Source organism: Halopenitus persicus (assembly GCF_900107205.1).
Classification (GTDB): domain Archaea; phylum Halobacteriota; class Halobacteria; order Halobacteriales; family Haloferacaceae; genus Halopenitus; species Halopenitus persicus.
The window spans coordinates 223,406-243,347 of record NZ_FNPC01000005.1 but is presented as its reverse complement, the minus strand read 5'-3'; the positions used below and the strand labels follow the sequence as shown (position 1 = coordinate 243,347).

At 69.0% G+C, this 19,942-nt stretch carries 21 protein-coding genes; 9 read left to right on the top strand and 12 right to left on the bottom strand.

Features of this window, described 5'->3' with window-relative positions; genetic code table 11:
• From BLV25_RS10445 to msrA, 6 genes are all read right to left on the bottom strand, one after another.
• Entirely contained in the window at positions 1–1,161 is a 1,161-nt protein-coding gene (locus BLV25_RS10445) for an acyl-CoA dehydrogenase family protein (RefSeq protein ID WP_092732974.1), read from the bottom strand.
• Positions 1,162–1,302: 141 nt separating this feature from the next.
• The gene (locus tag BLV25_RS10440) at positions 1,303–2,454 is read right to left on the bottom strand and encodes a pyridoxal phosphate-dependent aminotransferase (protein ID WP_092732971.1); all 1,152 of its coding nucleotides are present in this window, start codon (positions 2,452–2,454) and stop codon (positions 1,303–1,305) included.
• Complete coding sequence (locus tag BLV25_RS10435) at positions 2,451–2,939, bottom strand: Lrp/AsnC family transcriptional regulator (protein WP_021074311.1); 489 nt, start codon at positions 2,937–2,939, stop codon at positions 2,451–2,453. Before BLV25_RS10435 ends, BLV25_RS10440 begins: the two co-directional genes overlap by 4 nt.
• Positions 2,940–3,046: 107 nt before the next feature.
• Positions 3,047–4,195, bottom strand: coding sequence for a pyridoxal phosphate-dependent aminotransferase (locus tag BLV25_RS10430; RefSeq protein ID WP_092732968.1), 1,149 nt, complete (start codon positions 4,193–4,195; stop codon positions 3,047–3,049).
• 93 nt (positions 4,196–4,288) lie between these two features.
• On the bottom strand, positions 4,289–4,720 hold the full coding sequence (gene ribH / locus BLV25_RS10425; protein ID WP_092732963.1) for a 6,7-dimethyl-8-ribityllumazine synthase: 432 nt from the start codon (positions 4,718–4,720) through the stop codon (positions 4,289–4,291).
• A 94-nt stretch (positions 4,721–4,814) separates the two neighbouring features.
• Positions 4,815–5,357, bottom strand: coding sequence for a peptide-methionine (S)-S-oxide reductase MsrA (gene msrA / locus BLV25_RS10420; protein ID WP_092732960.1), 543 nt, complete (start codon positions 5,355–5,357; stop codon positions 4,815–4,817).
• Positions 5,358–5,538: 181 nt separating this feature from the next.
• On the opposite strand from msrA, the gene BLV25_RS17445 reads away from it, so the two are divergent.
• The 3 genes from BLV25_RS17445 (at position 5,539) to BLV25_RS10410 (ending at position 8,003) form a co-directional block, all read left to right on the top strand.
• A complete protein-coding gene (locus BLV25_RS17445; protein ID WP_021074315.1) occupies positions 5,539–5,694 on the top strand; it encodes a DUF7563 family protein in 156 nt (51 codons plus the stop codon).
• An 83-nt stretch (positions 5,695–5,777) separates the two neighbouring features.
• Positions 5,778–6,431 carry a thioredoxin domain-containing protein gene (locus BLV25_RS10415; RefSeq protein WP_092732957.1) on the top strand — a complete coding sequence of 218 codons (654 nt, stop codon included), beginning with the start codon at positions 5,778–5,780 and terminating at the stop codon, positions 6,429–6,431.
• 153 nt (positions 6,432–6,584) lie between these two features.
• Positions 6,585–8,003 (top strand): MFS transporter, encoded by a 1,419-nt coding sequence (locus tag BLV25_RS10410; RefSeq protein ID WP_092732954.1) that lies wholly within the window; start codon positions 6,585–6,587, stop codon positions 8,001–8,003.
• 105 nt (positions 8,004–8,108) lie between these two features.
• Here the strand turns inward: BLV25_RS10410 and BLV25_RS10405 are convergent, their stop codons facing one another.
• The 4 genes from BLV25_RS10405 to BLV25_RS10390 all read right to left on the bottom strand — a co-directional run bounded on the left by BLV25_RS10405 (position 8,109) and on the right by BLV25_RS10390 (position 12,959).
• The gene (locus BLV25_RS10405; RefSeq protein ID WP_092732951.1) at positions 8,109–9,413 is read right to left on the bottom strand and encodes a dicarboxylate/amino acid:cation symporter; all 1,305 of its coding nucleotides are present in this window, start codon (positions 9,411–9,413) and stop codon (positions 8,109–8,111) included.
• A 150-nt stretch (positions 9,414–9,563) separates the two neighbouring features.
• On the bottom strand, positions 9,564–11,102 hold the full coding sequence (locus tag BLV25_RS10400) for a small ribosomal subunit Rsm22 family protein (RefSeq protein ID WP_092732948.1): 1,539 nt from the start codon (positions 11,100–11,102) through the stop codon (positions 9,564–9,566).
• 52 nt (positions 11,103–11,154) lie between these two features.
• A complete protein-coding gene (locus tag BLV25_RS10395) occupies positions 11,155–11,937 on the bottom strand; it encodes a prephenate dehydrogenase/arogenate dehydrogenase family protein (protein ID WP_092732945.1) in 783 nt (260 codons plus the stop codon).
• Positions 11,938–12,167: 230 nt separating this feature from the next.
• Positions 12,168–12,959, bottom strand: a complete 792-nt coding sequence (locus BLV25_RS10390) for an IclR family transcriptional regulator (RefSeq protein WP_092732942.1) — start codon at positions 12,957–12,959, stop codon at positions 12,168–12,170.
• Positions 12,960–13,226: 267 nt separating this feature from the next.
• Here BLV25_RS10390 and BLV25_RS10385 point away from each other — a divergent pair, with 267 nt between their 5' ends.
• Genes BLV25_RS10385 through BLV25_RS10375 form a run of 3 tightly spaced genes read left to right on the top strand, consistent with a single transcriptional unit; the run spans position 13,227 to position 15,151 of the window.
• A complete protein-coding gene (locus BLV25_RS10385; protein ID WP_039401430.1) occupies positions 13,227–14,339 on the top strand; it encodes an amidohydrolase family protein in 1,113 nt (370 codons plus the stop codon).
• Between the two features lie 2 nt (positions 14,340–14,341).
• Complete coding sequence (locus BLV25_RS10380) at positions 14,342–14,743, top strand: Rieske (2Fe-2S) protein (protein ID WP_092732939.1); 402 nt, start codon at positions 14,342–14,344, stop codon at positions 14,741–14,743.
• A 42-nt stretch (positions 14,744–14,785) separates the two neighbouring features.
• Positions 14,786–15,151 carry a hypothetical protein gene (locus BLV25_RS10375; protein WP_092732936.1) on the top strand — a complete coding sequence of 122 codons (366 nt, stop codon included), beginning with the start codon at positions 14,786–14,788 and terminating at the stop codon, positions 15,149–15,151.
• Positions 15,152–15,185: 34 nt separating this feature from the next.
• Here the strand turns inward: BLV25_RS10375 and BLV25_RS10370 are convergent, their stop codons facing one another.
• Positions 15,186–16,502, bottom strand: a complete 1,317-nt coding sequence (locus BLV25_RS10370; protein ID WP_092732933.1) for an aminotransferase class III-fold pyridoxal phosphate-dependent enzyme — start codon at positions 16,500–16,502, stop codon at positions 15,186–15,188.
• A 138-nt stretch (positions 16,503–16,640) separates the two neighbouring features.
• Here BLV25_RS10370 and BLV25_RS10365 point away from each other — a divergent pair, with 138 nt between their 5' ends.
• From BLV25_RS10365 to BLV25_RS10355, 3 genes are all read left to right on the top strand, one after another.
• On the top strand, positions 16,641–17,891 hold the full coding sequence (locus tag BLV25_RS10365) for an ArgE/DapE family deacylase (RefSeq protein WP_092732930.1): 1,251 nt from the start codon (positions 16,641–16,643) through the stop codon (positions 17,889–17,891).
• 116 nt (positions 17,892–18,007) lie between these two features.
• The gene (locus BLV25_RS10360) at positions 18,008–18,292 is read left to right on the top strand and encodes a DUF7545 family protein (protein WP_021074329.1); all 285 of its coding nucleotides are present in this window, start codon (positions 18,008–18,010) and stop codon (positions 18,290–18,292) included.
• A gap of 114 nt (positions 18,293–18,406) precedes the next feature.
• Positions 18,407–18,919, top strand: a complete 513-nt coding sequence (locus tag BLV25_RS10355) for a YbaK/EbsC family protein (protein ID WP_092732927.1) — start codon at positions 18,407–18,409, stop codon at positions 18,917–18,919.
• Positions 18,920–18,960: 41 nt separating this feature from the next.
• Here BLV25_RS10355 and BLV25_RS10350 read toward each other — a convergent pair whose 3' ends face one another.
• Positions 18,961–19,905, bottom strand: coding sequence for an alpha/beta fold hydrolase (locus BLV25_RS10350; protein ID WP_092732924.1), 945 nt, complete (start codon positions 19,903–19,905; stop codon positions 18,961–18,963).
• Between the last annotated feature and the right edge of the window lie 37 nt (positions 19,906–19,942).

Sequence of the window (19,942 nt, the reverse complement as noted above, 5' to 3'; positions counted from 1 at the left end):
TCAGACGCCGATCCCGTCGCCGAGCAGCTCCCGTGCGATGATGTTCTTCTGGATCTCGGTCGTCCCCTCGTAGATCTGGGTGATCTTCGCGTCGCGGTAGAGCCGCTCGACGTCGTGGTCGTCGACGTAGCCGGCGCCGCCGTGGATCTGGACGGCCTCGTCGGCGGCCTCGACCGCGATCCGCGAGGCGAACTCCTTGGCCATCGAGGCGAGCGCGGTGGCTCGGTCGGGGTCGGCGTCGACCGACCACGCGGAGCAGTAGGTGAGCCAGCGCGCCGCCTCGGTGTTCGTGCGCATCTCGGCGAGCTTGTGTTTGATCGCCTGGAAATCGCTGATCGGGCGGTCGAACTGCTCGCGCTCCTGTGCGTACTCGAGCGCCCGCTCGGTTGCACCCTTCGCGATCCCGACTCCCTGGGCGGCGATGGCGGTCCGGGTCTCGTCGAAGAACTGCATCAGCTGGAGAAAGCCCATCCCGCGCTGGCCGACCAGGTTCTCCTCGGGGACGCGGACGTCGTCGAGGTAGACCTCCGCGGTGTCGCTGGCGCGGACGCCCATCTTGCCGGTGATCTTCTCGGCCTCGAAGCCGTCGCGGTCGGCCTCGACGAGGATCTGTGAGTAGCCCGAGTAGCGGTCCTCGATCTCCGGGTCGGTCTCACAGAGGACGACGAAGTAGTCGCCCACCGTGCCGTTTGTGATCCACATCTTCGACCCGTTGAGGACCCACTCGTCGCCGTCCTTCTCGGCCCGCGTCGCGATCGACGTGACGTCGGACCCGGCCTGCGGCTCGCTGATCGCCGACCCCAGAAGCGACTCGCCGCTGGTGACCGCGGGGAGGACCTCCTCCTTTTGCTCCTCGGTTCCGAACTCCATGATCGCCTCCGCGCCGAACCCCGCGCCCGAGATGCACAGCCCGATCCCCGGGTCCACCGCGAACAGCTCCTCGATGATGATCGCGTTCTCGATCGCCGAGTAGCCGACGCCGCCGTACTCGACGGGGACGTGGGGCGCGATCAGTCCCATCTCGGCCGCCTTCTCGACCACCTCGTACGGATACGACTCCTCCCGGTCGTGCTCGCTCGCGATCGGCCGGATCTCGTTGTCGGCGAACCGCCGAACCTCCTCGCGCAGCTGTTTCTGCTCGTCGGTGAGATCGAAGTCCATACCCCCTCGTGGTGGTTCGTTCGTGATAACTCTTCGCAATGAATTCGGATTTTCCGATGGGTTGGAAAATATACCCGCATCTACCGTATCGACTGTTATTCTTATTCGGGTGTGGAAAACGAATCGGAACGGACGACGTCGCTAGGGCGTCTGTCGTCGCTCGGTCAGGAACGTCTCGATCCGGTCGGTCGCCCGCTTCAGCTCGCGCATGCTCGTCGCGTAGGAGACGCGGAGATGTCCCTCGCCGCCCTCCCCGAAGACCGAGCCGGGAACGACCGCCACGCCCTGTGACTCCAGCAGCTCCTCGGCGAACCGCTCGTCGTCGCCGCCGCAGTCGGGGAACGCGTAGAAGGCGCCACGCGGCTCGAAGCAGTCGAGACCCATCTCCCGGAACCGCGAGTGGACGAACCGGCGGCGACGGTCGTACTCGCTCACCATCTCCGCGACCTCCGAATCGCACGACCGGAGTCCCTCCAGCGCCGCGTACTGGGCGGTCGTCGGGGCGGACAGCATCGTGTACTGGTGGATCCGGTTCATCGCGTCGATCGCCTCGGCGGGCCCGAGCGCGTAGCCCAGCCGGAGCCCCGTCATCGCGTACGCCTTCGAGAAGCCGTTGACCACGACCGTCCGCTCGCGCATGTCCGGCTGGGTCGCGATCGACTCGTGGTCACGACCGTAGGTGAGTGCCGCGTAGATCTCGTCGGCGATCACCTGGATATCGTGCTCGCGACAGAAGGCCGCGACCGCGGCGAGCTGCTCCCCGGTCATCACCGCGCCGGTGGGGTTGTTCGGGTAACACAACACCAGCGTGTCGGCCCGTTCGGCGCCGGCGGCGGCGAGGCGCTCCCGGGTCAACGCGAAGTCGTCGGCCGCGCGCGTGGGCACCGACAGCGGCTCGCCGCCGGCCAGCTCCACGCCGGGGCCGTAGGAGATGTAGGTCGGCTCGTGGATCGCGACGACGTCGCCGGGGTCGACGAGCGCCCGCAGCGCCAGATCGACCGCCTCGCTCGCGCCGGTGGTGACGAGGATCTCGTCGCCGGGATCGTAGGCCTGGTCGTAGCGCCGATGGTGGTCGGCGATCGCCTCGCGCAGCTCGCGTATCCCCCGGTTCGAGGTGTAGGAGGTCCGGCCGCGCTCCAGCGAATCGATCGCCGCGGTGCGGGCCGCCCAGGGGGCCGAGAAGTCCGGCTCCCCGACGCCCAGCGAGATGACGTCGTCGCGGGCCTCCGCCAGCTCGAAGAACTTCCGGATTCCCGACTCGGGGAGGTCGGTGACGCGGTCCGAGAGGTTCATGGCGAGACGGAGAGCCGGTCGTCCTCGTCCCGGTCGCCGAACCTGACGCCGCCGTCCTTGTACGTCTCCATGACGTAGTGGGTCACCGTCTGGGTGATCTCGGGGATCGGCGCGACCTGCTCGGAGACGAACCCGGAGACGTCCTGCATCGAGTCGCCGGCCACCTCGGCGGCGAAGTCGTAATCGCCCGACACGAGGTGTAGGGCCTCGACGGCCGGGAACTTCGCGATCCGGTCGGCGATCTCCTCGTAGCCCGTCTCGCGGTCGAGTTCGACGTTGAGCTCGACGATGGCCCGAACGCGGTCCGTCCCGGCGCGGTCCCAGTCGACGACCGCCTGGTAGCCGTGGACGACGCCGCGCCGCTCGAGCGACGCGATCGCCTCCTCGACGGCGTCCTCATCGAGGCCGGTCTGTGCCGCGATGTCCGCGGTGCTCTCGCGGGCGTTCGTGGTCAGTACGTCGAGTACCTCCCGCTCGTCGCTCATACGTGCCGAATGCGACCCCGCCCTCAAAGGGGTAGCGGTGCGTGGTCGATCCGCGTGGGTTGGCGCCGTCGGGATGGGGAGTCCGCTGACGGAGGAAATCGTCGAGCCTATAGCAGGTCGTTGTCGGCCAGCCGCTCGATCGCCTCGCGGAGCCGCTGCTCGCTCGCCGCGTAGGAGATCCGCGCGTAGCCGGGCGCGTTGAACGCCGACCCGGGCACGCAGGCGACGTGCGCCTGCTCGATGGCGGCCTCACACCACGCCTGGTCGTCCTCGTCGACCGGAAGCATCATATAAAAGGCGCCGTCGGGAACGGCGACGTCGACGCCGTGGTCGGCAAGCAGGTCGACGAGCAGGTCCCGCCGGTCGCGGAAGGCGTCCCGCATCTCCACGACCGCCTCGTCGGTGTTCGCGAGCGCCTCGATCCCGGCCCGCTGGACGAAGTTCGTCGCACACGAGACCGAGTGGGAGTGGAGCTTGCCCGCCTGCGAGACGAACGCCTCGGTGGCGTGGAGGTAGCCGAGCCGCCAGCCGGTCATCGAGAACGCCTTCGAGAAGCCGTTGATCGTGACCGTCCGGTCGGCCATTCCCTCGAGGGTCGCCAGCGAGGTCGGCTCGACGCCGTAGGTGATGCGCTCGTAGATCTCGTCGGCCACCACCGTGACGTCGTGGTCGACGGCCAGGTCGCGGACGCCCTCGAGGGCGGCGTCGGAGTAGACCGCGCCGGTCGGGTTCGAGGGGGAGTTGACGATCAGGAGCTCGGTATCGTCCGAGACCGCGTCCTCGAGGGCGTCGAGCGCGGGTTCGAGCTGGAAGTCGTGCGGCGCCAGGTCGACGCGCTGGAGGTCACCCCCGGCGAGCTTGACCATCGCCTCGTAGGAGACCCACGCGGGGTCCAGAAGCACGACCTCGTCGCCGTCCTCGACCAGCGTCTGGACGGTCTCGTAGAGGGCCTGTTTCGCACCGGGGGTGACGATCACCTCGTCCGCCTCCGCCTCGATGCCGTCGCCCCGGAGCTTCTCGGCGATCGCGACCTTCAGTTCGGGAACCCCGTTCGAGGAGGTGTAGCCGGTGTGGCCGGCCTCGAGGGCCTCGGTGCCGGCCTCGACGATGTTCTCCGGGGTGTCGAAGTCGGGCTCGCCCACGGAGAGGTCGACGATGTCCGCCCCCTCCGCCTCCTTCTCGGCGGCGAGGTTGGAGATCGCCAGGGTCGCGCTCGGTTCTACTCGCTGGATACGGTCGGTGAAGTCGTCGGTCATTGTTGTCTCGGGCTGTGTGGCGTCGGTTGTCGGTGTGGTTGCGTCCGGTCGGTCCGCGGTCGCGTCCTTGGTGTCGTGGTGGTTCGGTCGTCGTTACGGCTCGGGGTCGTCGGGTTCGGAGTCGGGGAGATCCTCGACCAGATCGACCGCCGCGTGGGCCGCGTCGGCGCCCTTCTCGACCCGTTCGCGGGCCTCCGCGCCGGACATCCCGGGGCCGCTGACGCCGAAGGTGACCGGCGTGTCCCGGTCGAGGCTCACCGCCGTCAGCTGCTCGGCGGCGGCCGAGCCGATCACGCGGTCGTGGTCGGTGTCGCCGGTGACGATCGCGCCCACGACGACGACCGCGTCGACGTCATCGCGGCGCGCGAGGCGGTCGGCCGCAAGCGGCGCGTCGTAGGCGCCGGGAACGGGGATCTCGTGTTCGATCGTGGCGTCCCGCTCCGCGGCGGCCGACCGCGCCGCCTCCGCCATCGGCTCCGTCACGGAGTCGTTGAACCGCGCGACGACCAGTCCCAGCGTGACCATGTTCGACCGTTCACGCCGTCGCTCAAAGAAGTACCGTTCCGTGCGGGTCGGCGGTCGCGTTCGAACTGCCGAACGTGTGCCGATTCACCCCGAACTACGCCGTCTGCTCCTCGCGGAACCGCTCGCGGACCTTCTCGACCTTCGGCTGGGCGTGCATCCGGCAGTACGCGTCCTGCGGGTTCTTCTCGAAGTAGTCCTGATGTTTCTCCTCGGCCCGCCAGAACGTCTCCAGCGGCACGATCTCGGTCACGATCGGGTCGTCGTATCCGCCCTCGGCCGCCAGCGCCTCGACGTACGCCTCGGCCTGCCGGCGCTGCTGTTCGTCGTGGGTCAGGATGATCGACCGGTACTGCGAGCCCACGTCGGGCCCCTGCCGGTTCAGCTGGGTGGGATCGTGGACCGTGAAAAAGACCTCGAGCAGCTCGCCGTAGTCGATGACGGTGGGGTCGTACTCCACCTGGATGACCTCGGCGTGGCCCGTTTCGCCGGTGCAGACCTCCCGGTAGGTCGGGTCGTCCGTCTCGCCGCCGGCGTAGCCGGACGTCACCGATTCGATGCCCTCGAGCTCCGCGAAGGCCGCCTCGGTACACCAGAAGCAGCCGCCGCCGAACGTCGCCGTCGCGGTCGTGTCGGTCATGGGATCCGGTACGCTCGCCGGCGTCTTAACCTCGGCGGGCGAATCATACTCTCGATCCGTGACGGGCGAATCGCACTCTCGATCCGTGACGGGCGAATCGGATCCCCGGTCGACGTTTGTGAATCGGTGACATCAGCCTCGGCCCAAAGCACTACTTAGGGTGATTCCCTATGTCGGAGTAATGCCGGAATGTAGGAACTGCGGCTCGTTCGTTACCGAGCGGTACGTCAGGGTGTTCGCGCCGCCGGAGTTCGACACCGTCCGCGTGTGCCCGGACTGTGAGGACATGGTCCGCGACGGAGCCGGCGTCAGGGAAGCCCGGTCAAAGCGGGTGTGAGCGTCAGCCCGTCGCCGCGACGCCCGATCGTCACGGCGACCGGTCTCGGTGCCAATAAGTGTCCGCGCTCCCGAACCGACCGTATGCGTACTTCCCGCCGTGCCGTCCTGTCGTCCGTCGGAACCGCCGCGTCGATCGGCGTCGCGGGCTGTCTCGGCGGCGGCGGTGGTTCGGGCATCCCCGACTACGACTGCGACACGAGCTCGTCGACCGACTCGGTCTCGGAGCTGCCGCGACCCGTGATCGGCGATCCCGAGGCCGACGTCACCGTCGCCGTGTTCAAGGACTTCGCGTGCCCACATTGTGCGACCTGGGAGCTCGAGGAGTCGCCGACGATCGAGTCGGAGTACGTCGACCCCGGGATCATTCGGTACGAGCACTGGGACTTCCCGATCCCGGTCCACGACACCTGGTCGCCGGGCGTCGCGAACGCCGCGAGGGGCGTTCAGGACCGGCAGGGCGACGAGGCGTTCTTCGCGTTCGCCAAGACCGCCTTCGAGCACCACGAGTCGTACTCCTGGGACATCGTGGGCTACGCCGCCGAGGAGGCCGGCGGCGACCCGTGTTCCGCGATCCGTGACGGCGAGTCCGGCACGTATGAGGCGGTCGTCTCGGCCGACCGGGAGGCCGGGGTCGGCCGCGGCGTCCAGGGAACCCCGACGGTGTTCGTCAACGGGGAGCCCGTCTCCGCGCCGACCGCCGACGCCGTCTCCACGGCGATCGAGAACGCGCGGTAGCCGGGCTGCGCTTCGGCGACCCCGGGTACTGCGTCGTTTCGCGCCGTCCCGTTTCGTGCTTCGTGCCGTCCCGTCTCGTGCCGTCCCGTTTTGTGCCGTCCCGTCTCGTACCGTCCCGATGCGCCTTTCCATCCACCCGACGAACGACCCCGTATGAGTCGTCTCGCTCGGCCGATCGCCCGCGTCCGTGGGGCGGTCGTCCTTCTCCGCCGGGCGGTCGCATCCCTTCGCGGGGCAGTTGCGCCCCGTCCATCGTCCCCGGTCGCCGATGGTGGCCCGGTTCACGGAACCGACCGCCGGCGGCTCGCCGCGGTCGTCTGGCTCGTGTTGGTCTCGCAGGTGCTCGTCTATCCCGGCGTCCCCGACATCGTCGCCGCGCTCGGCGCGCCGGGCGGCGTGAGCGCCGGCATGTGGTTTCTGACCGCCGAGTTCGCCGCCTTCGTCGCCTTCGCCGGCGTCTGGGGGGCCGCCAGCGACGCGCTCGGGCGACGTGCGTCGCTCGTGGTTCTCGGCGCCGCGGGCGGCGGGACCGCCTATCTGACGCTCGCGCTCGCGCCGCGGCTCGGGATCGGCTTCGGCGCGGCGCTGCTCGTTCGCGTCGTCGGCGGCGCGTTCACGATCGGCGCGTTCTCGCTGGGCATCACGATGCTGATGGACCTGGGCGGGGGCCACGGCCGGAACATGGGCGCGGCCGGCGTGGCGATCGGCTTCGGGGCTGCCCTCGGATCGGTTATCGGCGGCCGACTCGCCGACGTCGACCCCTTCTACCCGATCTACGCGAGTGCGACGGTGCTGTTCCTGTCGGCGCTGCTGGCCGCGACCGTGACCGATCGTGCCGGCAGGGGTACTGCAGGCGGCGACGGCCTATCGGCAGCCGATGCCCCCGGATCGGCAGCCGGCGACCCCGGATCGGCAGCCGATGACCCCGGATCGGCAGCTAACGATCCGGGCTTCCGGGAGGTGCTCGCCCGGATCCGGGCGGTCCCCGGCCTGCTCGTCCCGTTCGCGTTCGGGTTCATCGACCGACTCACCGCCGGCTTCTTCGCGCTGGTCGGCGTGTACTACTTCCAGGAGGAGGCCTTCGAGCTGTCGGCGTTCGGCGCGGGGCTCACGCTGGCGCTGTTCTTCCTCCCGTTCGCCGTCCTGCAGTATCCGATGGGCGTGCTCTCGGACCGGATCGGCCGGTTCCTTCCGGTCGTCGTCGGGTCGATCGCCTACGGCTTCGTCATCATCGCGGTCGGGCTGGCCCCGACGTACCCGATCGCGGCCGGGCTGATGGTGCTCGTCGGCGTCTGTGGCGCGCTGGTCGCGCCCGCGACGATGGCGCTCGTGACGGATCTGGTCGGGGTCGCCGAGCGCGGCGCCGCGATGGGGCTGTTCAACGTGTTCGGCTCGCTGGGCTTTCTGACGGGCTTTCTCGTCGGCGGGACCGTCACTGAAGGGTTCGACTACCTGACGGCCTTCCTCGTCGTCGGCGGGATGGAGATCCTGATCGCCCTCGCGCTGTTCCCGGCGGTCAGGTCGATCGCCGGCGGCGTCGAGTCGGTCGAGTCGGCCGATACGGTCGAGTAGCAAGAGGGGGTTGGTCAGTAGCCACAGCGATCGTCTCGGTCCGATAGCCGCACGGCGATCGCTCCGGTTCGAGAGCCGCACGGCGATCGCCCGGTCAGTCAGCGGTCAGTCGTCGGTCGGCGCCGCGTCGCCGACGGTGGCCGGTCCGTCGGTCCAGACGCCGGTCGTGAAGTCGATCGCGTCGTTCCACTTGCCGACGACCGTCGCCACCGCGAGGTCGCCCGTGACGTTGTTCATCGTGGCGATGCGGCCGAGGATCGGGTCGACGCCGGCGACGAACCCGACCACGGTGAGCGGGAGGCCGACCTGGGTCAACACGACGGTGAGCATCACGATCCCCGCGCCCGGAACGCCGGCGGTACCGATGCTGATGAGCACCGCGACGATCAACACGAGGACCTGCTCGGTCAGCGCGAGCGGCTGTCCGACCACGTTGGCGGCGAAGACGACCGTGATCGCCTGCCGGATCGCCGCGCCGTCCATGTTCGCGGTCGCGCCGACCGGCAGCGCGAAGGAGTAGACGCGCTCGTCGATCCGGAGGTCCTCCTCGGCGTTCGTCATCGTCACCGGCAGCGTTCCGCTGGAGGACCGGGTCGCGAAGGCCGTCACCATCGCGTCCTTGGACCCCCTGAGGAAGGCGAGCGGCGAGACGTCCGAGACGACCGTCATCAACAGCCCGAGGTAGGTGACCGCGATGTGGACGAGGACCGCGAGCCCGACCGCGAGCACGAGTTCGCCCAGCGAGGAGAAGACGCCGATCCCCTCGGTGCCGATCCCGGCCGCCATCAGCGCGAAGACGCCGATAACGCCGTACTCGAGCACGCCGCGGACGACGACGAACATCGCCTCCGCGCCGACCTCGAATGCCTCGAACAGCGAGTCGACGCTCTCGGCGTACTCGGGCTTGTTCGCGCGGACGTAGGTCAACGCGATCCCGAAGACGATGGCGAAGAAGACCGTTCCCAGCAGGTTGCCCTCGGCCATCGCCGTCACGGGGTTGTTCGGCACGATCCCGAGGACGACCTCGGTCAGCGACGGCGGCGCCTGCGACTCGGCCTCGCCGGCGACGAACTCCACCCCGCGTCCGGGCTGGATGACGTTCGCGACCGCGAGGCCGATCACGCCGGCGACCGTCGTCGTGATCGCGTACAGCGCGACCGTCGCGCCGCCGATCCGACCGAGCCGCGCCGGCGAGAGCTGCCGGATCCCGGTCAGCAGGGTGAAGACGATGATCGGGACCACGAGCATGTTGAGCAGCCGGAGGAACAGGTCGCCGAGCGGCTGGACGACGGTCATCCGCTCGCCGAAGACGATCCCGGCCGCGGACCCGATCACGAACGCGACCGCGATCCGGTAGATCAGTCCCACCGATCGATACCGCTTCCAGAGCGACGCCAGCGTCCCGGACATGTCCGATCGAAGCGGACTCCGTCTTAAAGGACCACGCATCCCGTCAGATCGTGCGGCTATCGCGGACGCCGATTCCCATCGTGATCCGCGACGCCGATTCCAATCGTGATCCGCGACGCCGGGATCAGTCCGGCGCTCACGGACGGAAGGTCAGGGCGCCACGAGGTCGACCACGGTCCCGTCGTCGACCACGAGGTTGTAGGCTTCCTCGTCGTCGTTCCAGAGCACGAGCACGTTCTCAACCGCGAGGACGGCGCCGTAGTCCGCCTCCAGCAGGGCGCGGTTCAGCGAGGTCTCGCGCGTACACACGGCGTAGTGGTCGACGGTCTCGGATCCGTCGCTCACCTTATAAAGGGGGTTGCCGCCGTCGGCCAGATCGTGGCTCAGCTTGACACACAGCAGGTCGACCCGGTCGGTGACGTGCGCCTCGCTGTCGGCCATCCGGAGGTGGCGCTCCGGGTCAGCGCGGACGTCGACGCGGCACCTGCCGTCGGTTCGGAGGATCGCGTAGGCGAACTGGACGTCGACGTTGACGAACTCCCCCGGCTCGTCGGTTGGACCGCGGGCGGCGGCCTCGTCGAGGCGGGCCTGGAACGGCGGCACCGAGAGGTCGGGACGGACGTCGAAGGACCAGCCGCGGTCGTCCGGCTTCGCGCCCGGCCAGAGACGGAGCGTGGGGCTGTAGACCGTGACCTCGCGATCCGACGATTCGGAAGCCGGTTCGGAAGCCGATTCGGCGGCCGACTCAGCATCCGACTCGGCGGCCGACCCCTCGGCCGGTTCCGACGGTCCGCTCACGACGGCGCGTTCGATCTCCCGGAGTCCGGTGGCGGTGTTTCGGTCGGCCGGCGCCAGCGCGACGACCGATCCGTCGTCGGCCAGGACGTCGAGTGCCGCCGTCACCACGGCGACCGGATCGTCGAGCTCCGAGAGGACGTTTCCGAACAGGACGAGGTCGTAGGGGTTCTCGGCGGCGTCCTCGTTTCTGCTCGCGTCCTCCCCGTCGAGTCCGAGGAACTCCTCGGCGGTTTCGCGCCGGATCGTGGACCGGAAGTTTCGCCGGGTCGCTCCGAGCATCGTCTCCAGCACGTCGGCTGCCGGGCTCGGCTCGATCGCGGTGTATTCCACGACGGCGTCCGCCGGCAGCACGTCGTGAAGCCCCAGCGCCGGCCCCCCGACGCCCGCGCCGACGTCGAGGACGCGCAGCCGCCGCTCGAGCAGGCCGTTCTCGATCAGGTCGGCGAGGACGTACCCGATCGCGGCGTAGTAATCGGGGAGGTGGTAGATCGCGTACCCGAGCGCCGCGGTCCGGTCGTACTCGACCGCGTTCTCGTGGTAGTAGTCGCGTTTGAGCCGGCGGATCGCCGCCCGGAGCTCGTCGCCGGACTCCCCGACGTGCCAGTTCGCCCCGTACTCGTCGACCAGTTCCTCCTCCAGGGCGACGGCGTAGACTTCGGGGAACGAATCCGGGTTCCATCCCGGATCGGGGACCGGATCCGGATCGACCGGGACGAAGGTTCCGTCCTCGCGCTCGCGAAGCCCGAGGTCGTAGGCCGCCTCCCGTAACGTCCGCCGAACGACCGCCGGATGTGCGCCGCCCGAAACGTAGTCCGCGACCTCCTCGGGGTCGATCGGGCGCACGTTCCTGAGATACTTCGCGCTGTCGCGGACGACCTGCTCGTCGATCATCGGTGGTGTCTTCCTGTCATCGTCGTCATTCCCATCGATCGCATCGCCCGCATCACTCGTGTCGCTCCCGTTCCGTTCCCTCGCCCCGGGCGCGCTCGTACAGGGCCGCGAACGCCTCGGGGTCGGCCTCGGCGATCGCGGCGGCGGCGTCGGCGACGTCCTCGGCGCCGTCGAAGGCGCCCTGGATCTCGGCGTAGACCTCGGGTGCGCCCTCGGTGACGGTGTCGGCGAGGTCGTCGAGGCCGGCCGAGACCGGGGTGTGAAACTCCTCGCGGACGTCCGCGCCCGCCAGCCGCCACGCCAGGATGGCGGCGTGGGCGCCCGCCTGCACGGTCTCCATCGCCTCGTCGTGTTCGGCGGCCGTGGTCTCGAAGACGTCGTTCCCGCCGGCCTCGATCGCCTCGATCACGGCCGTCACGCGCGGTCCATCCCGGTCGACGACGGCCGCCACGTTCCCCGGCACGCGGGGCGGCGCGAAGAGCGGGTGGAGGCTGGCGCGTTCGACGTCCGAGTCGAGGTGGTCGCGCATCGCCGCGATCGGGGCTTCCATCGCGCCGGAGACGTCGATCATCGCCGCGTCGGCGACGTCGGCATAGGCCGCCACCGCGTCCGCGACCGCGGAGATCGGCACGGCGAGACAGACGACCTCGAAGCGGTTCGCCGTCGCCGTCGACGCCTCGAGGGCTCGCGCCTCCCGCCCCACGGCGGCGTCGCGTGCGCGGTCGGCGTCGAGGTCGGTGAACGAGACGGCCGGATCCGCGATCGCGTCCGCGGACGAAACCGTGTCCGCGATCCACCGTCCCATCTCCCCGGCACCCACGACGAGTAGCTCCATCGGTTACCACCGATTTCGGCGGCAACGGTTAAAGGAATTCGCTCGTGTGGCGGGTCGACGGAGCGCTCGCGTCCCCGTCGATCGACGTCGCTATGCGGAACCGATCATCGACGTCATTACTTGGCGTCAAACATCGATATCGCTACTCGACGTCGAACGACTGTGGTCGTTTATAAATATTGAGAATATGGTATATAAAAATTCAAATATAATATATCTATATTGAGAGGTCACGAGTGCGCCAGATTCAACTCGAGCTCGTTGACGACGCTCCGGAGGAGGTCCGGGATCTCGGTCTCGAACCGGTCGCCGTTGATCCGATGGGTCGGTCCCGCGACCGCGAAGGCGCCGAGCACGTCCCCGTCGGGGGCGGTCACCGGAACCGCGACCGCCCGAAGGCCCTCGGTGCTCTCCTCGCTGTTGAACGCCACGCCGCGCTCGCGGGTCTCGCGGATCTCCTCGAGCAGCTCCTCGCGGTCGGTGATCGTGTGCGGCGTGGCCGCGGGCAATCCCTGGCGGTCGATCAGCTCCTCGATCCACTGGTCGGACCGGCGCGCGAGGATCGCCTTGCCAGCGGCGGTCTGATGGGGGTGGAACCGGCGACCGACCCGACCCCGGGAGTAGACGCCGCCGTGGCTCACCTCGCGGTATAACACCACCGCGTGGCCGCGCTCCTCGACCGCGAACTGCGCGCTCTCGCCGGTCTCGTCGGCCAGCTCGCGCAGCTTGTGTTTGATCTTCGCCGACCCGGGCACTCGCGACCGGACGTGGGCACCGAGATCGAGGTAGCGTAGTCCGAGCGCGTACTCGTCGCCGTCCTTGACCACGAAGTCGTGTTTCGCCAGCGACCGGAGATGCTTGTGGACCGAACTCTTCGAGAGCCCCGTCTCCTCGGCCAGCTCCGTGACGCCGGCGCCGTTTCGTTCCCGGAGGGCTGTCACGATGGCGAACGACGTGTCAATGCTCCCGATCGTCGTCTCGCCGGATTCCGGGTCGATACCGCCTGGCTTCCACTCGCTCATCGGTATCCGGTATTTCGTGAGGGATCGGTAAAGATTTCCGATCGGGAAACGATATCGCTATCCGTTTCCTCACCGAGTACGAATTCGGTGGCGGACCGCGTGATTCTGCCCGAACGCGGCGGGAACGTGCTCGTGCTGCTCACCCGTCTTTCCGGTCACTGCGTCCGGATCGAACGCCCGATTCCGGCCGTCTAATGGCCTCCGTCGTCGTTTCCCGATCCCTAATCGAATCCGGATATAAATACGCATCCGCCGACGGATCGATCGATGGCTTCGGCAACACCCGACCAGGTTCGGTCCCTCGACGATCTCGGAACCATCGTCGACACGGACTTCCACCTGACGGAACGACAGGAGGACATCTTTCCGTACCTCGAGAGCCCGTTCGACGAGATGCTCACCGCGAGCGGCGGCGACGACTACGGCTACCTCGGCCGGGTCTACCCCGCCCACGGGATGGTCTACTCCGTGACGATGGGGAAGGCCGACTCCGAGACGGTCCGCACGCGTGAGGACATCCTCGAGGGTCGGGACCTCATCGGCTGGGACAAGGCGATCGCCACGCCGACTCAGAACCTCTATCTGGGGGCGGTCCACCACGACGACCTCGCCGCCGGACTCGCGACCGCCTACAACAACTGGCTGCTCGACGAGATCATCGACACGGACGAGGGCATCCACGGGGCGGCGGTCGTCGCGCCACAAAAGCCCGTCAAGGCGGCCGAGGAGGTCGATCGCCGGGCCGACGAGGACGGGATCGTCGCCGTGATGATCCCGAGCGGCTCGGTCGACCCCACGCTCGGAAACGAGCGGTATTACCCCATCTACGAGGCCTGTGAGCGCGCCGGCCTCCCGATCAAGATGCACAACGCCGGCGGCACGATGATGACCCGGTTCCCCTCGACGTGGAAGTCGATGACGCGGGCGCTGCCGGTGCACGCGACGTCGCACAACATGATGCACCAGACGAACCTCGCGGACATGCTGACCCAGGGCGTCCCCGAACGGTTCCCCGACCTCGAGTTCATCGTTCAGGAGTCCGGGCTCGGCTGGTATCCCTACTTTATGCGCCGGATGGACCACGACTACATGGGCGCGAAGTGGGACGCGCCGCTGCTCGAGAAGCTCCCCAGCGAGTACCTCGACGACCAGTTCTACCTCACGAGCCAGCCGGTCGAGGGCGCCGACGATCCGGCCTACCTCAACAGCGTAATGCGGCTCTTCGACGGGGACGAGAACCTGATGTTCTCCTCGGATTACCCGCACTTCGACTTCGACAACACCGACGCGCTGTTGCGGATCCTCCGGTCGGAGTTCGACGGCCAGGCGCTCCGGAACGTCTACGGCGAGACCGCAGCCGACGTCTACCCCTTCCCGTGAACATGTCGGAGCACACCTCCACGTCCACGGCGGACACGACCGACTCCGATCGCGACGATCGCCACCGCGTCGCCGACGCCGACGAACTGCCGGAGGGCGACCGCATCGTCACCGCGATCGACGGCCGCGAGATCGCGGTCTTCCACACGAACGGCGAGTACCACGCGCTCTCGAACTACTGTCCCCACCAGGGTGGGCCGGCCTGCGAGGGGCTGTTGAGCGGCACCCTGGCCGTCGACGGCGACGACGAGCTGATCTGGGAACGGGACGGCGGGATCGTCGCGTGTCCCTGGCACGGCTGGGAGTTCGACGTCACCGATGGCCGCCACACGGCCAGCGACAAGTATCGGCTCCCCGTTTACGAGGCATACGTCGAGGACGGAACGGTCTACGTGGAGTTTTAAGCCTTTAAAAGTAAGTCGGATGATATCATAAATAATGGATATATGATAGAATCTCGGATCGACGTCCACGAGTCCGACCCGTACGCGGACGTCGACCTCGCTGAGCTGCCGGCCTGGTGGTCGGCGGCGGTCGAAGCGTTTCGGTCGCGTCCGGGTCCCGCGTACGCGCCGCCGCGGTTCGCGGACGGCGCGCTCGTTCCCCCGGTCGTCTCCCGCCTCGAGGCGACCCACGACGTCGACATCCGGCTGCTCGGCGTCGACGTTCGGGAGGGCGATCCCTGGGAGATCCGGGTCGACGGAACGCGCGTCGCGACGATCGACCGCGAGCGAACGCGGGACGGCTACACCCGATACGGGATCACGGCGGACGCGTTCGAGGAACTCATCGCGGACGCCGTCGGCGAGTGATCGGGAGCCGACCGTCTTTCTCGATGCCGGCCGTCTACGAGGAGGCGGCGACCTCGGCGATCGCGTCCCCGAGGAGGTCCACGGCGATGTCGAGCTCGCGCTCGCGAACGTCCAGCGGCGGCAGGAGTCGGAGCGTCTTGTGGCCGCAGCCAAGCGTGAGCAGCCCGCGCCGGAGCGCCGCGTCGATGACGTCCTCGCGTCGCTGTTTGGTGTCGAACTCGATGGCGGTCATCAGCCCGAGCCCGCGCGCGTCCACCACCGCGTCGGGATGGGCGGCCCGCAGCTCCTCGAGCTGCTCGAGGAATCGGTCGCCCATCCGCTCGGCGTGGTCGAGCAGGTCGTGCTCCCGGATCACGCCGAGGGTGACCGCCCCCTGGATCGACGCGATGACGTCGCCCGCGCCCCACGTCGAGGAGATCCGCGCCGGCTCCTCGGGGAAGATCTCGGACCGGGAGACCGTGGCGCCGACGCGGAGCCCCTTCGCGCTCGTGATCACGTCGGGCTCGAACGCGTAGTGGTCGGACGCCCACATCCGCCCGGTCCGGCCGAGCCCGGACTGGATCTCGTCGGCGATGATCGGGATGTCGTGGTCGGCACAGAGGTCGTTCACCGCCGCCATGAACTCCGCGCTCGGAACGCGGTAGCCGCCCTCGCCCTGCACCGGCTCCAGGATCAGGTACGCGACCTGGTCGGCCGGGATGTGGCCGGTTTCGGGATCGAGTTTTTCACGGAGGCGCTGCACGCCCGCGAGGCTATGCGGGACGTCGTGGATCCCGCTGATCTCCGGGAACGACCGCCGGTGGACCGACTTCGACCGGTTCAGCGACAGGGCGCCGAGGGTCCGTCCGTGGAAGGCGCCCTCGAAGGTGATCCCGTATTTCGGGTTCGCGCAGTGGTCGTAACAGACCTTCATCGCGTTCTCGACCGCCTCCGCGCCCGAGTTCGAGAGGAAGACCGTGTCCATCCCGTAGTGGTCGGTGAGCTCCACGAGTCGGTCCATCAGGTGAGCCGGCCCCGGAAGGTCGGCGTCGTCGGGCGACCCGCCGGTGCTGACGTAGAAGTCCTGGCCCGCGATCTTCAGCGGGTCGACGAGGTCGAACTCGCGGAGCTCGTCCATGATCAGCGGGTTGTTGTACCCGAGCGGCGCGGCGGCGACGTGGCTGGTGAAATCCAGGAGGACGTTCCCGTCGGGGTCGGTGCAGAAGGGGCCGACCGCGTCCTCGGTGACGTCCCACACGAAGTCGTACACGTACGTGCTCGGGGCCGCGGACTCCCGATGGAACTCGACCCACTCGCTCGCCTTCGGGCCCGGCAACTGACCCACGCTCGGCTCGGCCGTCTCTCGTTGCATGCGTCGTCCTACTCGGCCACGCTATTTAAGGGGGTTCGTGCCTCGTCCCGGCCCTCGTCCGACCGTCCCGTCACTGCTACGGTCTCCTGCGTCCACCCGTCGAAACGGTTATCGTGCGTGCTTTTAAATCGCTACGCGATGCGGGACCCCCACGAGGATCTGCGAGAGACGATCGAGACGCTCGTCTCGTACCCGAGCCTCCCCGGCGAGGAGGGGGAGGTACAGCGGTGGATCGCCGAGAAACTGGAGTCGCTCGGGTTCGAGACCTACGAGTGGGACCCCGACCCTGAAATTCTGGCGGCCCACGAGTCGTTCCCCGACGTCGAGACGCTGGACCTCGCGGACCGCCCGAGCGTCGCCGGCGTCCTCGAGCTCGGCGACCCTGACGCCGGTCCGACGGTCGTCCTGAACGGCCACGCGGACGTGGTCCCGGTCACCGAGGCCGACTGGACGAGCGACCCGTTCACGGTCCGGGCGGACGGGGACACGCTCTACGGCCGCGGGGTGCTCGACATGAAGAGCGGCCTGGCGTTGAACGTCTTCGCGGCGCGCGCGGTCGCGGACCGCGCCGCCGAGTCCGGGGATCTGAACGGCCGGATCGTGGTCGAGAGCGTGGCCGGCGAGGAGGAGGGCGGGATCGGCGCGGCCGTCGCCGCCCGGCGGAACCCCTATCCCTTCGAGCGCGACGCCGCGATCGTCACCGAGCCGAGCGGGTTCGACGCGGTCGTCGCCGCGGAGGGGTCCCTGATGATGCGGCTGCGCATCTTCGGCAAGTCGGCACACGCCGCCCAGGCCTGGGAGGGCGAGTCGGTGTTGCCCCACTTCGAGCGGATCCGGCACGCGTTCGCGGATCTCGAAGCGGAGCGCTGTGACCGGGTCACCCATCCCCTGTATGCGGACTACGAGACGCCGTGGCCGGTCAACTTCGGGACGGTGGAGGCCGGAAACTGGGCCTCGAGCGTGCCGGCCGAGCTCACCGCGGAGATCCGGATCGGCGTCGCGCCCCACGAGACGGTCGCCGAGGTCGAGGCCGAGTTCCGCGAGCGGCTGCAGGCGGTCGTCGATGACGACGAGTGGCTGCGCGAGCACCCGCCCGAGTTCGAGCGGTTCTCGGTGCAGTTCGAGGGGTCGGAGATCGACCCGGAGGAGCCGATCGTGGAGGCCGTCCGGTCGGCCGCCGCCGACCACGGGGTCGAGGCTCCGGTCGAAGGGTTCACCGGCGGAACGGACGCGCGCCACTTCATCGACGCCGGGATCCCGGCGGTCGTCTTCGGCCCCGGGGATCTCGCGACCGCCCACCAACCCGACGAGCGGATCGCCTGGAGCGACGTGAAAACGGGGAAATCGATCGTCGCCGACGCCGCGGAACGGTTCCTGCGGGAGCACTGACGAGGAGCGGTCGATGCCCGGCGGATCGGTTTCCGTATCCGGCAGTGGAGCATCTCGACTCATCGATCCCGACCGGACATCCACAGACCCTTACGTGCCGCCGGCCAGGTACGCGTATGGCAGCCACCGAGACGTACACGGTAACCGGACCGGACGGCGACGAGGACACGGTCGAGCTCCCCGCGGGGCTCGTCGACCTAATGGCCGACCAGGGCGAGCAGCCGACCCGCGTCGTGACCGACGTGTTGGTACAGGTGATGGCACAGCAGGCCCACGCCTTCGCCCACCACGCCGAGGGCGAGGTCCCCGAGGACATCCGCGAGATCAACGAGACCGCCGAGGAGCTGTTCGAGGAGCGCTTCGGCCAGTCGCTCGAGGACGCGCTCGGCCACTCGCACTAACCGGACCGACTGCAGTCGGTCCGATCGAGACCGACCCGACCGAAACCGTCGTTTATATATCGACCACCTCGACCGAGACCTCCCTTTATATCCTGGCCAGCCGACCGGCCGGATATGCATCCACGCGCGAGCGAGTTCGCCGAGCGTGCCGCCGCCGAGCACGACCTCGAGGTCGCGCCCACCGAGTTTCCCGAGGGAACGAAGACGGCGGCTGACGCCGCCGACGCGATCGGCTGTGCAACGGCGCAGATCGCCTCGAGCATCGTGGTCCAGCTCGACTCATCGACCCCGGATCGCGGGACGGCTGCTTCGCCGGCCGACGAGGATCTCGTCGTTGCGGTCACCAGCGGCGCGAACCGCGTCGATCTGGCCGCGGTGGCGGACCGGTTCGACGCGGCGGACGCGGCGATGGCGGACGCCGATCGCGTCCGCGAGATCGTCGGCTGGAGCATCGGGGGCGTCCCGCCGATCTGCCACGACGCCGATCTCCCGGTCGTGCTGGATCCGACCCTTCGGGAGTTCGACGTCGTCTGGGCCGCCGCGGGCACGCCCACCGCCGTCTGGCCGGTCGATCCGGAGCGGCTGGTCGCCATCTCGGGAGCGACCGTGGTCGACCTCACGGAGTGACGGCGGTCCCGGCCGACGGTTGCGTCCGAAAAACCGGCCGGTCACTCCGTCCGCTCGCGCAGCGCGGTCGGCCCCGCCCGCGTGAGCGTCCGGAGGTGGTCGGCGCCCTCGAGCACTCGCAGCTCGGCGGTCGGAATCGCCGCCACGAACCGACGAACGTCGGCCAGCGGCGCGTTCGCGTCCACGTCACCGTGGTGGAACCGCACGTCGATGGCCGCCTTCGAGAGCGTCTCGAGGGGGATCCCCCACTCGGCGGCGGTCGTCCGGAACTCGGTCACGGCCCCCGACCGGGAGCGAGCGACCGCCTCGAGGAGGTCGGCCTTCACGACCGTCGCCACGTCGTCTGGAACCGTCTCGTCGACGGCGTCGGACGTATACCGCGAGACCGCGGCGGACGGGGACCGCCGCTCGGCGACCCACGCGTCCGCCCGGAGGACCGAGCCGAGCACCGACGGTGCCCGCCGCGCCATCCCCGCAAGTAGCCGGGGCGCACGTGCCGTCGACTCGGCGAACTCCGGCGGCGCGATCCCGGCGATGACGTCCACCCGGTCGACCCGATCGGGGTGGAGGGCGGCGGTCGCGAGCGCGTGCGCGCTCCCGCCGGAGAACCCGGCGAGTCCCGCGGTCTCGATCTCGGCGGCGTCGAGCACCGCGGCCGCGTTCGCCCCGGCGTCGCGCACCGTCCGGTCGGGTTGCGGGTCCGACCGACCGTATCCGGGCCTGTCGTGCGCGACGAGCCGAACGCCGTGCTCCGTGGCTGCCGGCTCGAGGAGCCCGGCCAGCAGGCGTGACCCGGGCGTTCCGTGGAAGAACAGGACGGGGTCCCCGTCCGGATCGCCGTACTCGGCGTACGCGATCGTCCGGCCGTCGTCGACGGAGACGGTCGAGACGTCGGCTGTCGCCGCCGATGCTCCCGTCGCCGTCGATGCTCCCGTCGCCGCCGCTGGTGTCGTCGCCGATCGCGATGTGGAGGGCTGCGTCGGCATCGATCCGGAGGCTACGGTCGGCCGGTTGAAATCGATG

Bases quoted from the DNA above. Each gene is read 5' to 3' on its own strand.
- BLV25_RS10445 (WP_092732974.1), bottom strand. From the start codon at position 1,161: ATGGACTTCGATCTCACCGACGAGCAGAAACAGCTGCGCGAGGAGGTT.
- BLV25_RS10440 (WP_092732971.1), bottom strand. From the start codon at position 2,454: ATGAACCTCTCGGACCGCGTCACCGACCTCCCCGAGTCGGGAATCCGG.
- BLV25_RS10435 (WP_021074311.1), bottom strand. From the start codon at position 2,939: ATGAGCGACGAGCGGGAGGTACTCGACGTACTGACCACGAACGCCCGC.
- BLV25_RS10430 (WP_092732968.1), bottom strand. From the start codon at position 4,195: ATGACCGACGACTTCACCGACCGTATCCAGCGAGTAGAACCGAGCGCG.
- ribH (WP_092732963.1), bottom strand. From the start codon at position 4,720: ATGGTCACGCTGGGACTGGTCGTCGCGCGGTTCAACGACTCCGTGACG.
- msrA (WP_092732960.1), bottom strand. From the start codon at position 5,357: ATGACCGACACGACCGCGACGGCGACGTTCGGCGGCGGCTGCTTCTGG.
- BLV25_RS17445 (WP_021074315.1), top strand. From the start codon at position 5,539: ATGCCGGAATGTAGGAACTGCGGCTCGTTCGTTACCGAGCGGTACGTC.
- BLV25_RS10415 (WP_092732957.1), top strand. From the start codon at position 5,778: ATGCGTACTTCCCGCCGTGCCGTCCTGTCGTCCGTCGGAACCGCCGCG.
- BLV25_RS10410 (WP_092732954.1), top strand. From the start codon at position 6,585: ATGAGTCGTCTCGCTCGGCCGATCGCCCGCGTCCGTGGGGCGGTCGTC.
- BLV25_RS10405 (WP_092732951.1), bottom strand. From the start codon at position 9,413: ATGTCCGGGACGCTGGCGTCGCTCTGGAAGCGGTATCGATCGGTGGGA.
- BLV25_RS10400 (WP_092732948.1), bottom strand. From the start codon at position 11,102: ATGATCGACGAGCAGGTCGTCCGCGACAGCGCGAAGTATCTCAGGAAC.
- BLV25_RS10395 (WP_092732945.1), bottom strand. From the start codon at position 11,937: ATGGAGCTACTCGTCGTGGGTGCCGGGGAGATGGGACGGTGGATCGCG.
- BLV25_RS10390 (WP_092732942.1), bottom strand. From the start codon at position 12,959: ATGAGCGAGTGGAAGCCAGGCGGTATCGACCCGGAATCCGGCGAGACG.
- BLV25_RS10385 (WP_039401430.1), top strand. From the start codon at position 13,227: ATGGCTTCGGCAACACCCGACCAGGTTCGGTCCCTCGACGATCTCGGA.
- BLV25_RS10380 (WP_092732939.1), top strand. From the start codon at position 14,342: ATGTCGGAGCACACCTCCACGTCCACGGCGGACACGACCGACTCCGAT.
- BLV25_RS10375 (WP_092732936.1), top strand. From the start codon at position 14,786: ATGATAGAATCTCGGATCGACGTCCACGAGTCCGACCCGTACGCGGAC.
- BLV25_RS10370 (WP_092732933.1), bottom strand. From the start codon at position 16,502: ATGCAACGAGAGACGGCCGAGCCGAGCGTGGGTCAGTTGCCGGGCCCG.
- BLV25_RS10365 (WP_092732930.1), top strand. From the start codon at position 16,641: ATGCGGGACCCCCACGAGGATCTGCGAGAGACGATCGAGACGCTCGTC.
- BLV25_RS10360 (WP_021074329.1), top strand. From the start codon at position 18,008: ATGGCAGCCACCGAGACGTACACGGTAACCGGACCGGACGGCGACGAG.
- BLV25_RS10355 (WP_092732927.1), top strand. From the start codon at position 18,407: ATGCATCCACGCGCGAGCGAGTTCGCCGAGCGTGCCGCCGCCGAGCAC.
- BLV25_RS10350 (WP_092732924.1), bottom strand. From the start codon at position 19,905: ATGCCGACGCAGCCCTCCACATCGCGATCGGCGACGACACCAGCGGCG.